Source organism: Acinetobacter portensis, from assembly GCF_009372215.1.
GTDB lineage: Bacteria > Pseudomonadota > Gammaproteobacteria > Pseudomonadales > Moraxellaceae > Acinetobacter > Acinetobacter portensis.
Genome location: NZ_LWRV01000040.1, coordinates 62782 through 77619 on the forward strand (window position 1 = coordinate 62782; position 14838 = coordinate 77619).

Below are 14838 nucleotides of genomic sequence, written 5' to 3' on the forward strand. Positions count from 1 at the left end.
ACTACTTTTTATAGCAGTTACTTGGTCTTTTTAGAATAGTTAAGAGGCATCTTTCGATGAAGCGGATTGCTCATCATCTTCTTTATAAATAAATTTTGGCATTTCCAAACCAAAGTAAATGGCAATTAAGCGAAGGGTAAAACCAAATATTAAAGTAGCAATAACCGTTAACTCTAGTGATAAGCCTATTTCCACGCAAATCCAATAACAAATGACTGAAACAAAAGAAATACTTGCATAAAGTTCACGACGGAAAACCAAGGGCACATCATTACATAAAATATCACGTAAAATACCACCAGATACGCCTGTTAATACCCCAGCAACAGCACATACAACAAAACCATGTCCCATTTGTAAAGCAATTTGGCAACCAATAATGGTAAAACCAATTAAGCCTAAAGCATCTAAAATTAAGAAGATGGAGCGTAATTGACTCATCCATTTTGCAATAATAATAGTGACAAATGCAGCGCAACAAGTGAGGACTAAGTATTCAGGATGCTTGACCCAAGTTAAAGGATAATGCCCAAGAAGCACATCTCGAACAGAACCGCCACCAAGTGCGGTAACACAGGCAATGAGCGTTACACCAAACCAATCCATACTGCGCCGCCCCGCAGACAAAGCGCCTGTCATTGCTTCAGCAGTAATTGCGATAATATAAATAATGGTTAACAACATCGCCCTGATTCCGTATAGGGTAATAAGTGTGCGCTATTCTAAGGCATATCTCAGATAAATTTACAAAAATTGCGCACAACATTGTTTAAATTTTTTATCTGAACCACAAATACAAGGCTGTTTCATAGTGATTTTTTGGTCTGTGGTTGGATCTAAGAAGTACCATGCACCACCATGCTTCACAAAATGTGAAACTTCATGATGAATGTGCTCTTTTTCACCATCATGATAATGCGCTTTAAATTCGACTTTCGCATGATTTTTATCTAACTTCTCTTTGGCTTGCACAACTTCGAGTTTTAACCATGTATTGGCTTTACTCCAATCTGTAATGGCGTGAACATCTAAAGCCTGTTGCTGTCCAATAGCTGTGGTTTTTACAATGTAATCAATTTCATGTTTGGCAAATGCGCTATATCTTGAACGCATAAGTTGAGCCGCAGTTTCAGCTTTAATTTGACCTAAATGCAAAGCTTGGCAACAGCTTTGATATTCGCCTTCACCGCAAGGACATACGTTTAATGACATTTGATTTTCCATAAAAATAGCCCGAAATATCGGGCTATTTTAGCGGAACTAGCATGCAGATTTTGAATATTTAAATCTGTTTTAAATTTAGCGCTACTTTATTCCTGCGTTTTGTCTTTTGCAGTGATGTGAACTTTTTCGATTTTTTGACCTTCCATTGTCACAATTTCAAAGATATATCCATCAATTTCAATATTCTCACCATTTTCAGGCAAATGACCTAAATGGAATAAGATATAACCTGAAAGCGTTGAATATTGCTCAGACTCATCGACAAGATCACGCCCTAAAAGCAATGATACATGACGAATATCTGTTGAACCTTCAAGCATGAGCGAACCATCTTCAAGGCTTTCTGCTGCTGTATCAAGTTCGTCTTCATCGGGGAATTCACCTGCAATGGCTTCAAGAACATCAATTGGCGTTGCAATCCCTTCAATAGAGCCATATTCATTAAGAATAAGTGCCATTTGTAGAGGTGCTTGGCGTAATTGTTCCATCACCATTAAAACTTGTGCATTCTCGTGAACAATCACAGGTTCACGCAAATGAGCTTCAAAGTTCAACTCACCTGTTTCAATGTATTCGTTCATCACTTTATGGGTGAGAACTACACCTGCAATATTATCAAGTTCACCATGCGCCACAATTAAACGTGAGTGCGTCGTACTTAATAGTTGCTCGCGAATCGATTCTTGATCTTCATCTAAATCAATCCATTCAAGCTCTGGTCGAGGAGTCATCACAGACTTCACAGGGCGTTCAGATAAACCTAAAACACCTTGTACCATCACGCTGTGATAAGCACCATTTTCTTCATCAAAAACTTCATCTGCAAAAGCACGTGTTGCCAATACATTTTCTGAATGATTTTCTTGAGATTCTGTACCGCCTTTACCACCTAACATACGCATAACTGCAGATGCTGTACGATAACGCAAGTCCGTTGTTGTGACGGTTTTCTCTTGGTTATGACGCATGGTTTGGTTAAGGAACTCAATAAGTACCGAGAAACCGATGGCAGCGTATAAATAACCTTTTGGAATATGGAATCCAAAGCCTTCAACCAATAATGAAAAACCAATCATCATTAAGAAACAAAGACATAGAATAACCACTGTTGGATGTTTATTAACGAAATCCATCAATGGCTTAGATGCCCAAAGCATAATACCCACAGCAATGACTACGGCGATCATCATGACTGAAAGTTCTTTCACCATACCAACAGCTGTAATCACGCTATCGAGTGAAAAAACTGCATCTAAAACAACAATTTGAATGATAACCATCCAAAATGTAGCATGTACAGGATTTTCTTCTTTGAACATTGGCTTACTTTCAAGACGTTCACGTAATTCCATGGTGCCTTTAAATAAAAGGAACACACCACCGAACAGTAGAATAAGGTCACGTCCTGAAAATGCATGATCAAAAATATAAAATAAAGGATTGGTAAGCGTAACAACCCAAGCAATAGATGCAAGTAGAATTAAGCGCATACCAAGTGCTAAAAGTAGTCCAACAATACGTGCTTTATTACGCTGTTCTGGTGGTAGTTTTTCCGCCAAAATTGCAATAAATACGAGGTTATCGATACCCAGTACAATTTCTAAAATAACAAGTGTGAGTAATCCCACCCATGCAGATGGATCGGACATCCATTCAAAGATCATGCGTTCTTCTCCGGAATACCATCTATAGATTGAGATTTAACGAATTTCGCATTCACCTGAAATGAAGAGTTTGCAAAATTAAAGGAACTAATTGCGTTGGAAATCCAACTTCCACTACCCATGTCGGTTCTATTGTTGTGAAACAGATTTTTAGTATAGGAAAGATTTTATTTAGAATCATCTTTTTTTATACAAAGTTTGTTGTTCATTTTATAAATAAATGAGTTAAAGCCAAATGCAAGTCCATGTGACTGTCACATTTTTTCTCTATGCTAAATCAAAAATATAGCAGATGATAAGGAGATGACAACAAGATGAATAGTGCGCTACCCATGATTGAATATAAAAATCCCTCTCCTAAAACAACCCAACCACTCGTTGCACTTTATTGTGGTTCTCGCTCTGGTAACAATCCAATTTATAAAGAAAAAGCCATTGCGCTTGCCAAAGGTTTAACGGAACACAACCTTGGCTTGGTTTATGGCGGTGCAAGTATTGGCTTAATGGGTCAGGTTGCAGATACAGTTATTGAACATGGTGGTGAAGCTGTTGGTGTGATTCCTGAATTTATGTTGGATTATGAAATTGCCCACAACACATTAACCGAGCTACATGTAGTCAGAACCATGCATGAACGTAAAGCAATGATGGCTGAACGTGCATGTGCCTTTGTTGCATTGCCTGGTGGCTTAGGAACATTTGAAGAAATTTTAGAAATTGCCACTTGGGCACAGTTAAATCAACATCAAAAACCTATGATGCTTTATAACGTGAATGGCTTTTATGATGCTTTGATTGCCCAACTTGATCATGCGGTTCAAGAAGGCTTTTTACCGCCACAACATCGGGCAAAACTCATTGTATGTAATTCTTCAAAACAAATTTTTAATGCATTAAGCAACCTAGATTGTCCTAAGCGCTTTGTGGTTTAAATTTGCATTTAAATAGCACATAAAAAAGCGAGCATTCAGCTCGCTTTTTTTATTACATCATTTTATAAACCAGAAACAAATTTATAGAACCACGGTAAGGTCATCGCCAAGAATACACTCATCGCTAAACCAAGCATGAGCTTCATGGCATCCTTACTCACATTACGTGAAGTCCGATGTTTATTTACTTCATTCAAATGCATCGACATTGCAAATTCACGACCTGCAAGTAAACCTAAGAATACCCAAGTGGTACTCATTGGAATATTGCTCCACTCTTTGAACACCAAAAGAATGACTGCGTACATAAAGTCAATAATGGTTGCCGAGCGAATATCTGCAACACCTGTTTTTGTATCAATAATCTTTTGAATTGCACCACCACGTTGGTACAAAATCACACCAAGCAATACAACAAAAACAGAAATAGCAAAAACAAGAAACTCAAAGGGAACTTGACGAGGCACATATACAAAGATGTTTGCTAAATCTTGAATGAGCCACTGACTCCAAAGAAAAGCGGTAGATACCCACTGCAAACCAATCCAAATATTAGAAGGCTTTTTATCTCGAGTTTTACTGAAATAAATCGAAATTTGTTTAATGACAAAGCGGTAAACAATAATTGCGACAACGAAAGCGACGGCATAACCCATCATCGATTTCGTCAGCATTGAGCTTAAACTACTTGGTGAAAATATCGTAAGTACCAAGAAGGTTGTACTTACGGGAATACCATATTTCGTCAGGAGAATAAGTAAAATAGGTGGAACAATATAAAGCCACGTCACACCATCTTTAGGGAATGGAATGGTTTCTAAACGGCCATAAGATGCATCACCAACGCCTGATGCATACCAGCCATAAAGCAATACAACCACTAAAATTGTACTGACATAAATCCAAAGCACCCACCACGGACGATGCGCATTTGATGAAATAAAGGTACCTAGTGTTTGTGGTACATCATTTCCGACGATAGAGTATGCGGCTAAGCAAAAGCCTATCACCATCAGTATTTCGATTGTCATATAAAGAACAAAACCTTTATTGCCAAAGACAGATGTCTAGCAGTACCAAAATTTTTTCAAGATTATGACAGGTTTATGGCATTTTAATGCTACTTTAATCATGAAAATTTCGTAAACAATGAATATAAAAGAGAATTTTCAATGGTTTTAAAATTTTCTTATTTAAAATGAAACTTATAATTTTTATCAAAGATTCAATAAATAAGCATTTTCGCAACATGTTTTTTCCATGTATTCAGATAGACTAATCATAAATTCAAAATTGTAACAATTATGAACGCCACGCCAACGCATCAAGCATTACAACCTGAATTTCGACTATTGGTACTTTTGGTATCCATCGGCTTTTTCATGCAAGGGCTAGATACCACTATTGTGAATACAGCAATTCCCGCTATGGCACGTAGTTTGGGTGAAGATCCTTTGCAAATGCATAGTGTTGTAGTGGCTTATGTATTATCGGTTGCAGCATGTATTCCTTTAAGTGGTTGGCTTGCAGATCGTTTTGGTGTTCGAAATACTTATTTTTCTGCCATTATTATTTTTACTCTTGCATCTTTAGGTTGTGGCTATGCTGAAAGCTTAAATGAACTTTTAGCATATCGAGTGATTCAAGGCATTGGTGGAGCTTTACTCCTACCCGTTGGGCGTTTAGCCATGCTTAAAGTTATTCCTCGAACGCAGTTTCTTGCTGCTATGAGTTTAATGAGTCTTGCAGGACTTATTGGGCCACTTATTGGCCCAACTTTAGGTGGATGGATGGTTGAGGTTTCCACATGGCATTGGATTTTTCTTATTAACATTCCAATGGGCTTGCTTGGCGTTCTCATCACCTTTAAAGCAATGCCAAACGTAACCGAGCCAACAGTTCCTACTTTCGATTTTGTCGGTATTATTTTGCTTGTATTGGCAATGGTTGGTTTATCTTTAGGTATCGAAAATTTTGCCAATCCACAACATTCCTTATGGTGGAGTTTAGGCTTAATTATTACAGGTATCTTGGCATCCTTATTTTATGCATTGCATGCACACACACATAAAAATGCTTTATTTCGCAGTAAATTATTTAAAAATCATGTTTATGCGATAGGTATTATTGGCAATTTTTTTGCACGCTTAGGTGGCAATGCCTTACCCTTTTTATTGCCTTTAATGCTACAAATTGCTTTTGGATTCGAGCCTTTCATCACAGGTTTATTGATGATTCCAACGGTACTTGGCTCATTAGTATCTAAACCGATTATCCGTCCAATTATTCAAAAATTTGGTTATCGCCAAGTGCTTTTAGTAAATACACTTTTAGTGGGTGCTTGTATTGCAAGTTTCGCCTTAACCTCGGCAGATACGCCTATTTGGTTACGTGCAATTCACTTCTTTATATTTGGCGTACTCAACTCACTACAATTCGTGTCAATGAACACACTCACTTTAAAAGATTTACCACAACAAGATGCAAGTAGTGGCAATAGCTTTTTGTCGATGATTATGATGGTCTCAATGAGTATTGGCATTGCACTTGCAGGCACTTTAGTGAATCTATTTACAGCTTATTTAGGCACAGAAAATATCACTACTGCATTCCATTTGACCTTAATTATTTTAGGTACTATCAATATCATCACCGCTGCCATTTTTTGGCAAATTCCTAAGAATACGCCTGTGTGAATTGCATACAGTATGAACGTGGTTTGTTATTTTAGAACAGCGTATGATGAGCCTAAATAAAGCTATCTTTTAAATCATGAGCACACGAAAAAATAAGATTTTAAATCAACGTACATACAGCTCCATTTTAGGTGTTGGAGGATTATGTCTTGCGCTCGTGATTTATCTTGTTTTTTTTCAACAACGTTCAGCTTCTGCCAATGAATATCCCATTAAAGGCTTCGATGTTTCACATCATCAAGGAGATATTCAATGGAAAAAAATATCCCCTAAAACCTATAAATTTGTTTATCTTAAAGCCACAGAAGGTGGTGATTTTAAAGATCGTAAATTCCAAGAAAATTGGCTACAAGCACGTGAACAAGGCTTTTTAGTCGGTGCATATCATTTTTATAGAATTTGTCGTGATGGCACAATCCAAGCACAAAATTTTATAGAAACGGTACCCAATAAAGACAATGCTTTACCGCCCGTAATCGACCTAGAATACGACAGCAATTGCATCAATACATTTACCAAAGAACAGTTGCTCCAAGAAATTCAAACCATGCACGATCAGGTTTATCAACATTATGGCAAGCAACCTATTTTTTATATTTCTAAAACTTTTTATAACATTGTGCTTGCAGGCGAATTCAAAAATACGCCACTTTGGGTACGTGAATACAAAGGTAAACCCGACTTGAAAGACAATCCTGAATGGTTGATATGGCAACATACCAATCAAGGAAAAATTTCAGGTATTCCAACTGTTGTCGATATGAATGTATTTAATGGCGATGAAAAAGATTGGGCAAAATTTCTCCAAAAGAATCAGCTGATAGATTCATCTAAATAATCATTATTTTCAATATTTAGGTTCTTTCATCCAACATTTTTTCTTTATGAAAAGACTTTATTACTTCCGACATAAGCTGTCGTATACGAATCAATCAAACTTCAACCTGCCTTAAAAAAATGCGATACTGATTTTACAAAATAAATGATATTAAGCGTGCATGCGAAAAATCATACACATCGATATGGATGCATTTTATGCTTATGTTGAACTGCGTGACCAACCAGACTTAAAGCTCTTACCTGTGGTGATTTCATCACATCACCCACGTGCGGTCATTGCTGCAGCATCCTACCCTGCCCGTACCTTTGGTTTACGTTCTGCAATGTCGATGACTCAAGCAAAAAAAATCTGTCCACAAGTGGTGGTGATTGAACCTAATTTTAATAAATACCGTGAAGTTTCAGCTCAAATTCATCAAATATTCCAAAAATACACCCCCATTATTGAGCCACTTTCACTTGATGAAGCTTACTTAGATGTAACCGAAAATTTGCAAAATATTTCCAGTGCAACAGAAGTGGCTATGCGTATTCGTGATGATATTTTTCAAATAACAGGGCTAACAGCATCGGCAGGTGTTGCACCCAATAAGTTCTTAGCAAAAATTGCATCTGACTGGAATAAACCCAACGGCATTTGCGTGATCAAACCATCTCAAGTACAAAATTTTATTCAAAATTTAGAGTTAAAAAAAATTCCCGGAGTTGGAAAAGTCACACAAGAAAAACTAAAAACAATGAACTTAGAAACCTTGGGTGATTTACACAACATTGAAGAAGCCTTTTTAACGCATCACTTTGGTAAATATGGCAAACAACTGTTTTTATATGCCAAAGGCATTGATGAGCGAGCTGTACAAACAGAGCGTGAACGCCAATCTATTTCTAAAGAAACCACTTTTGATCAAGACCTTAACTTGGAACAATGTCGCCCCTATTGGCCTCAACTGATTGATCAAGTTTGGGAAATATTGGAAAAGAAAAATCTTGCTGCACGTGGCGTATCTGCAAAATTAAAGCTTAAAAATTTTCAAGTTTTACAGCACAGTAAAAGTTTTAAAAATCCATTAAAAAATAAGGATGAGCTTCGCCAAATTTTAGACATGTTATTAGCTGAAATGCATGTACCGTCTGAAGATCAATTTAGATTAGTCGGTGTTGGCGTATATCAATTGTCTGAGAAAAAGCATCAACCGCAACTTTCTCTTTGGGATTAACACTTTTTTAAATTGAATATTTTTCACTCAAAAGAATAAAAATAAATCAATTTCTTCTTCACATTCGCATTTTTTGGAGTACTCTATTCGGGCGATGCATTATCCATGTATGCGCTGAGTTGCTGAAAATCACCTTTACTTTCAGCAATTTGTCCTGTGATTGGCGAGACGATCAAATCCGAATATTACAGGGCATCTCTGTTGTCACCTCATGGAAATCTCTCCTGCATGTCTAGCGCAAACCCTTCAAATCTGAACACCCAAAATTCAACTTCTCAAGAACAACGCGCACGTAAAGCCGCATTAAGTAGCTTTGTTGGTGCTGTGGTCGATTGGTACGACTTTCTTCTTTACGGTATTGTTGCTGCACTCATTTTTAAAGATCAGTTTTTCCCAAGTATTGGCGAAAATATGGGAACTTTAGCTGCACTCGCAACTTTTGGGGTTGGCTTCTTATTTCGTCCATTAGGCGGTGTGGTATTCGGACATTTTGGCGACAAATTAGGTCGTAAAAAAATGCTCGTTTTAACTGTTTTGTTGATGGGTATTTCCACCGTTGGTATTGGCTTATTACCTAATTTTGCATCTATTGGATGGTGGGCGCCTGTTTTACTTGTGACCTTACGCGCGATTCAAGGCTTTGCCGTTGGCGGTGAATGGGGTGGAGCTGCTTTAATGGCAGTTGAAAACGCACCTAAAGGCAAAAAAGCATTCTATTCTAGCGGAGTCCAAATTGGTTATGGCGTTGGTTTAGTTCTCGCGACAGGTGCTGTATCCATTATTATTGCCACTTTAGGTGAAGAAGCCTTTGCCGAATGGGCTTGGCGTATTCCATTTATCGCAAGTATCATTCTGATTGCAATTGCCATGTGGATTCGCCGTGATCAAGATGAATCTGCCGAATTCATGGAAAAAGTAGTTCAAGCAGATCATAAACCTCAGAAACTCCCCATCCTGCAAGCCATCAGCAAACATCCAAAAGCATTTTTCTACATTATTGCCTTACGTTTAACCGAATTACTCACCATGTATTTGGTGACTAACTTTGCGCTGAATTATTCAACCAATAATTTAGGTATGGATAAACAATTTTTCCTTAATATTACCTTGATGGTTGGTGCAATTAGTTGTTTCAGTATTCCATTCTTTGCGTGGTTAGCAGATAAATTTGATCATCGAAAAATGTGCGTTTTAGGTGGATTGATTGGTGCTCTTTCTGCGTTTCCATTCTTTATGGCTTTAGATGCACAAAATACATGGATGATTATTATCGGTGCAATATTACTGGCAAATATTGCCCACGATATGGTGGTAAGCGTACATCAACCTATTTTCACGTCACTTTTTGGTACAGAATACCGTTACAGTGGTGCTGGTGTTGGCTACCAAGTTGCAAGTATCATTGGAGGTGGTTTCACCCCGTTTATTGCTGCATCATTGGTAATTTGGGGCAACGGTTCGTGGCATTATGTCGCTATTTACCTTGCAATAGGCTGTTTATTAACAGCAATTGTTGCTGCTTTAATGCCTAAACATCAGGATTAATCTTATGGCTGTAGAACGCTTACATATTCAAAAACGCTTTTCTGAAATTGCGATTTCAGGCAACTTAGTCCATCTTGCAGGACAACTTGCTTCAGATTTAACGCTCGATATTAAAGGTCAAACTCAACAGACTTTAGATTATATTGACCAATTTCTTGCAGATGCAGGCACAGACAAAAGCCATATTTTATCTGTGATGATTTTTGTGAAAGATATTGAAGTTAACTATGCACCAATGAATGAAGTTTGGGATGCATGGGTTTCAGATATTGATGCCCTACCGCGTACATGCATAGAAGCAAACATGAATAAATCTGAAATTTTAGTTGAAATGACTGTGGTTGCTGTTAAACCATAATTCAAGTTCGATAAAAAAGCATGCAAATCGCATGCTTTTTTTTAATTTGTTAACTTCAATTGTGATGTCGATTTATTGGCATAAAATTCATATTTTTTTACAGGAGCAATATCCTGTTCAATAAGATCTAGATCATCAAAAACTTTAAACTCATCTTTTAATTGCTGAAGCTTGGGTACGCCATAAAAATGACAAACTCGATACCCTGCCAATTTTAAAAGCTGATCTTGGTAAATTGCATCTTTATGCTTTTTCGCTACTGAGTAATCTTCTACAACAACAATTGCAATGACTTCATTTTGCTGACCTAAAACGACAAAATCAGCAATCATATTTCGATATTTTGAACGTGTATGATTAAATTTTGTTGTTAATAATGAGTCAAAAGAAACATGTGCTAAAACTGTATATTTAGGCAAAACTTGCTTTAAACGAGAAAAAGTGAGTTGCTCATTTGCTGTGAAAATTGCACGTTGCTTCAACTTACTATCGTGAGGCTTTACACCAGACCTTAAATTTCTAACCGCTAAAAAAACAATTAAGGCTAAAAACAAAGCTCCTATTAAAAAATAAATAATCATAACTTAATCCTTTAACTTTCTTTTTATGTTTTTAAATGAACATGTTGCTTATTCATATCATTACAAAACCAATTTCATTCTTATTAATTAAAATCAATTTCAAGTTAATTCTTATCTTAATTAATCAACATTCCATATCGACCAATCATGCTAAAAGAAATAAATACCCTGTTAATAACTGAATCACTTTATCTTAAAAATTATTTTTAAAGTGAGTTTTTTACAATAATCATTAGAAATTTCCGATGAAATCACTGCAATAAAAAAGGACTCGTTAGAGTCCTTTTTCCACAACTAAATTAAGCTTTTGATTTAGGTTTAGACTTTCCTTTTGGTTTTGAACCACCAAATGGTTTTTTCGCATCGCCCGTTTCACGAGGAGGTAAACCCGTATGTTGCGTTAAAATTTGACCACGTTCAGGACGTTTCTTTGTATTTGAAGGGCGACCTTGACCGTTTCCAGCCTTTTGATTACGTGCCACATTTTCAGCACTACGTTTTTGTGAATCACCAGCAACTGTCGAGTTTTTCTTACGTGCCGATTGATACTGACCTTCCGTACTAGACGCAGGTTGATAAGTCGGAATTAAATGATGTTTCGAGTTACCAATTAAATCAGCACGTCCCATTTCCTTTAATGCTTCACGTAATAAAGGCCAGTTATTCGCATCATGGTAACGCAAGAATGCCTTATGCAAACGACGACGCTTATCACCTTTCACAATATCGACAGTTTCAGTATAACGTGCTACTTTCGCAAGTGGATTTTTACCTGTGTGATACATGGTTGTTGCAGTTGCCATTGGTGATGGATAGAAAGTCTGTACCTGATCGGCACGGAAACCATTCTTTTTCAACCAAATCGCAAGGTTCATCATGTCATAATCGGTGGTACCCGGATGCGCTGCGATGAAGTAAGGAATAAGGTATTGTTCTTTACCTGCTTCTTTACTAAAACGATCAAACATTTGTTTGAAACGATCATAGGTTCCAATACCCGGCTTCATCATTTTATTGAGTGGGCCTTTTTCGGTATGTTCAGGCGCAATTTTAAGGTAACCACCAACGTGATGCGTCACTAATTCTTTTACATATTCAGGGTTTAAAACGGCTAAGTCATAGCGTAAACCTGAACCAATCAGAATCTTTTTAATGCCTTTGAGTGAACGTGCTTTGCGATACAACTGTGTTAACGGTGCGTGGTCGGTATGTAAATTTTGACATACACCAGGGAAAACACATGATGGCTTACGACAGTTTTTCTCAATTTCAGGATCTTTACATGCCAAACGATACATGTTGGCTGTCGGACCACCTAAGTCTGAAATAATACCTGTGAAGCCCGGTGCTGTATCACGAATCTTTTCAACTTCACGCAAAATTGATTCTTCAGAACGGTTCTGAATAATACGACCTTCATGCTCAGTAATTGAACAGAACGTACAACCACCAAAACAACCACGCATGATATTGACAGAGAATTTAATCATATCAAACGCAGGGAAACGCGCATTAGCATAAGATGGATGTGGCAGACGAGCATAAGGCAAGTCAAACACATAGTCCATCTCTTCCGTCGTTAACGGAATTGGTGGAGCATTCAACCAAACATCACGTTCGCCATGCTTTTGAACCATTGCACGAGCATTACCCGGATTGGTTTCTAAATGCAAAATACGGTTCGCATGCGCATATAAAACAGGATCTGCAACAACCTCTTCAAATGCAGGCAGACGAATAACAGCCAATTCACGTGGCGGTAATTTATGCTTAATCGCTTTAGAAGATGGCTGTAACTGCACAATTTGCGTATCGGGCGCTAAATTATCACCCTCTCGAACAATCGGATTTGCAACAGGTTCTTTCTGGAAACCTTGATATTGAGTTGGGCTTTCTTTACCTTTCTCAATTTCACAGCCTTCTAAATCTTCAGTCATCACATAAGGGTTGATGATTGGATCTACACGACCAATAGCATCCACATCATTCGATGCAATTTCAACAAATTTGGCTTTAGACGCACGGTTATGTTTATTAACAATGAATGCTGTACCACGAACATCTGTAATGTCTGTGATCTTTTCACCACGCGCTAAACGATGCATGATTTCAGTAATTGAACGCTCGCCATTACCGTACATCAATAAATCGGCTTTAGAATCCATCAACACCGAACGACGGACTTTATCTGACCAATAATCATAATGTGCAATACGACGTAACGATGCTTCAATACCACCTAACAAAACAGGCACGTCAGGATACGCTTCACGCACACGCTGACAATAAACTGTTGCCGCGCGGTCTGGACGTTTATTTGGAACATTATCTGGAGAATATGCATCATCAGAGCGGATTTTACGATCTGCTGTATAACGGTTGATCATGGAATCCATGTTCCCTGCCGTTACACCCCAAGCAATATTCGGTTTGCCTAATACACGGAACGCATCAACATTAGTCCAATCAGGCTGAGCAATAATACCCACACGGAAGCCTTGCGCTTCTAACGTACGGCCAATAATGCCAGAACAGAAAGATGGATGATCGATGTACGCATCACCGCATACTAAAATAAAATCACAACTGTCCCAACCGAGTTGATCCATTTCCTCGCGTGACATCGGCAAAAATGGCGCAGGGTCAAAACAAGACGCCCAATATTTGTCGTAATCAAACAACGCAGTTGGCGCTGTCTGCATGGTATAAGCAGTAGACATGGCTAGCAATTCTCGGCTGGCAGATGATAGGAGATCTAAAATAGATCAAAGATGAAAGCCGATCATTTTACCATGAATTCCACTCAACTTGCTCGATTGAAATTTATACAAAATATTTTAGTCAATCATTCGTACATAAAATATAAAACCCAATAACCTTATAATCACATATAAAACCAATTAATAATAAATTAATAAAATATGTATTACTTCGCATTTATATATTATAATTAAAAACCAATTATCATTATAAATAGCTTATTCTATTATTATTTATAATATAAAAATAAAAAATATAATTAACAATATTGTTTAAATATAAAACCATCAAAAACTTATTATTATTTATGATTTGATAACACCTTGAAAATAGTAGAGTATTAAGCTAGGTTTAAAAAATAAATAAACCTTTTATATATTTAACGGGGTAAAAAATGGCTAAAGTTTCATTAGATAATTTAACTGATATTGACGGTTTTGTTGCTGCTGCACTCGTAGATAGCGAAAGCGGTCTTGCATTAGCAACTCAGGGTAATGGCAGTATAGATTTAGAATATGCTTCTGCAGGTAATACCGAAGTTTTACGTGCAAAACGTAAAGTTGCAAATGCATTAAAATTAGATGACACAATCGAAGATATTTTAATTACATTAGGCAAGCAATATCACCTGATTCGCCCTTTAGTTTCTAACGAAGCATTGTTCTTATACCTTGTATTAGATCGTTCAAAGTCTAACTTAGCAATGGCTCGTCACGAATTAAAAGCTTTTGAAAAAGAATTAGATTTTTCTTAATTATAAAAAACGACCTTTCTAAACCTTTTAGGGAGGTCGTTCAAAATTAATAAAATTGCGAGTAATTATATGGGAAATAATATTTGTGTTGCGATCGTTGGTCTGAGCCTCAATACCACCAATCAACTTAAATCATTATTCCTTAATGCAGTAAATGATGGACTCAAAATCACATGGTCAAATATTTCAAATTCAGAATTAGACTTTGTAATATTAAATCAAAATTTTATAGATTCCCCTGCTGCAATTAGGGCGTGTCATCAATTA

Annotated in this window: 13 protein-coding genes and 1 pseudogene; 8 read left to right on the forward strand and 6 right to left on the reverse strand. The window is 37.1% G+C overall.

Annotated features, from left to right (window positions below; all coding sequences use genetic code 11):
• Nucleotides 1–39: 39 nt before the first annotated feature.
• From A6M14_RS04145 to A6M14_RS04155, 3 genes are all read right to left on the reverse strand, one after another.
• Complete coding sequence (locus A6M14_RS04145; protein ID WP_152873749.1) at nt 40–684, reverse strand: trimeric intracellular cation channel family protein; 645 nt, start codon at nt 682–684, stop codon at nt 40–42.
• A gap of 60 nt (nt 685–744) precedes the next feature.
• On the reverse strand, nt 745–1212 hold the full coding sequence (locus A6M14_RS04150) for a YchJ family protein (protein ID WP_152873750.1): 468 nt from the start codon (nt 1210–1212) through the stop codon (nt 745–747).
• 98 nt (nt 1213–1310) lie between these two features.
• The gene (locus A6M14_RS04155) at nt 1311–2888 is read right to left on the reverse strand and encodes a TerC family protein (RefSeq protein ID WP_152873751.1); all 1578 of its coding nucleotides are present in this window, start codon (nt 2886–2888) and stop codon (nt 1311–1313) included.
• A gap of 314 nt (nt 2889–3202) precedes the next feature.
• Here A6M14_RS04155 and A6M14_RS04160 point away from each other — a divergent pair, with 314 nt between their 5' ends.
• Nucleotides 3203–3820 carry an LOG family protein gene (locus tag A6M14_RS04160; protein ID WP_152873752.1) on the forward strand — a complete coding sequence of 206 codons (618 nt, stop codon included), beginning with the start codon at nt 3203–3205 and terminating at the stop codon, nt 3818–3820.
• A 62-nt stretch (nt 3821–3882) separates the two neighbouring features.
• Here A6M14_RS04160 and A6M14_RS04165 read toward each other — a convergent pair whose 3' ends face one another.
• Nucleotides 3883–4851, reverse strand: a complete 969-nt coding sequence (locus A6M14_RS04165; protein ID WP_152873753.1) for a hypothetical protein — start codon at nt 4849–4851, stop codon at nt 3883–3885.
• Nucleotides 4852–5124: 273 nt separating this feature from the next.
• Here A6M14_RS04165 and mdtD point away from each other — a divergent pair, with 273 nt between their 5' ends.
• The 5 genes from mdtD to A6M14_RS04190 all read left to right on the forward strand — a co-directional run bounded on the left by mdtD (nt 5125) and on the right by A6M14_RS04190 (nt 10476).
• Nucleotides 5125–6516: a multidrug transporter subunit MdtD gene (gene mdtD, locus A6M14_RS04170; RefSeq protein ID WP_152873754.1), complete on the forward strand. Its 1392-nt coding sequence runs from the start codon at nt 5125–5127 to the stop codon at nt 6514–6516.
• A gap of 76 nt (nt 6517–6592) precedes the next feature.
• Nucleotides 6593–7354 (forward strand): glycoside hydrolase family 25 protein, encoded by a 762-nt coding sequence (locus A6M14_RS04175; RefSeq protein ID WP_152873755.1) that lies wholly within the window; start codon nt 6593–6595, stop codon nt 7352–7354.
• A 160-nt stretch (nt 7355–7514) separates the two neighbouring features.
• The gene (gene dinB, locus A6M14_RS04180) at nt 7515–8573 is read left to right on the forward strand and encodes a DNA polymerase IV (protein ID WP_152873756.1); all 1059 of its coding nucleotides are present in this window, start codon (nt 7515–7517) and stop codon (nt 8571–8573) included.
• A gap of 228 nt (nt 8574–8801) precedes the next feature.
• Complete coding sequence (gene shiA, locus A6M14_RS04185; RefSeq protein ID WP_152873757.1) at nt 8802–10118, forward strand: shikimate transporter; 1317 nt, start codon at nt 8802–8804, stop codon at nt 10116–10118.
• Between the two features lie 4 nt (nt 10119–10122).
• Nucleotides 10123–10476 (forward strand): RidA family protein, encoded by a 354-nt coding sequence (locus A6M14_RS04190; protein WP_152873758.1) that lies wholly within the window; start codon nt 10123–10125, stop codon nt 10474–10476.
• A 41-nt stretch (nt 10477–10517) separates the two neighbouring features.
• Here the strand turns inward: A6M14_RS04190 and A6M14_RS04195 are convergent, their stop codons facing one another.
• Both A6M14_RS04195 and A6M14_RS04200 read right to left on the reverse strand, forming a co-directional pair.
• Nucleotides 10518–11057, reverse strand: coding sequence for a DUF2726 domain-containing protein (locus A6M14_RS04195; RefSeq protein WP_152873759.1), 540 nt, complete (start codon nt 11055–11057; stop codon nt 10518–10520).
• 299 nt (nt 11058–11356) lie between these two features.
• A complete protein-coding gene (locus A6M14_RS04200) occupies nt 11357–13777 on the reverse strand; it encodes a YgiQ family radical SAM protein (protein ID WP_152873760.1) in 2421 nt (806 codons plus the stop codon).
• A 434-nt stretch (nt 13778–14211) separates the two neighbouring features.
• Here A6M14_RS04200 and A6M14_RS04205 point away from each other — a divergent pair, with 434 nt between their 5' ends.
• Both A6M14_RS04205 and A6M14_RS14170 read left to right on the forward strand, forming a co-directional pair.
• Complete coding sequence (locus A6M14_RS04205) at nt 14212–14571, forward strand: roadblock/LC7 domain-containing protein (protein ID WP_152873761.1); 360 nt, start codon at nt 14212–14214, stop codon at nt 14569–14571.
• A gap of 69 nt (nt 14572–14640) precedes the next feature.
• Nucleotides 14641–14838, forward strand: a pseudogene (locus A6M14_RS14170) (hypothetical protein); the annotation flags it as partial.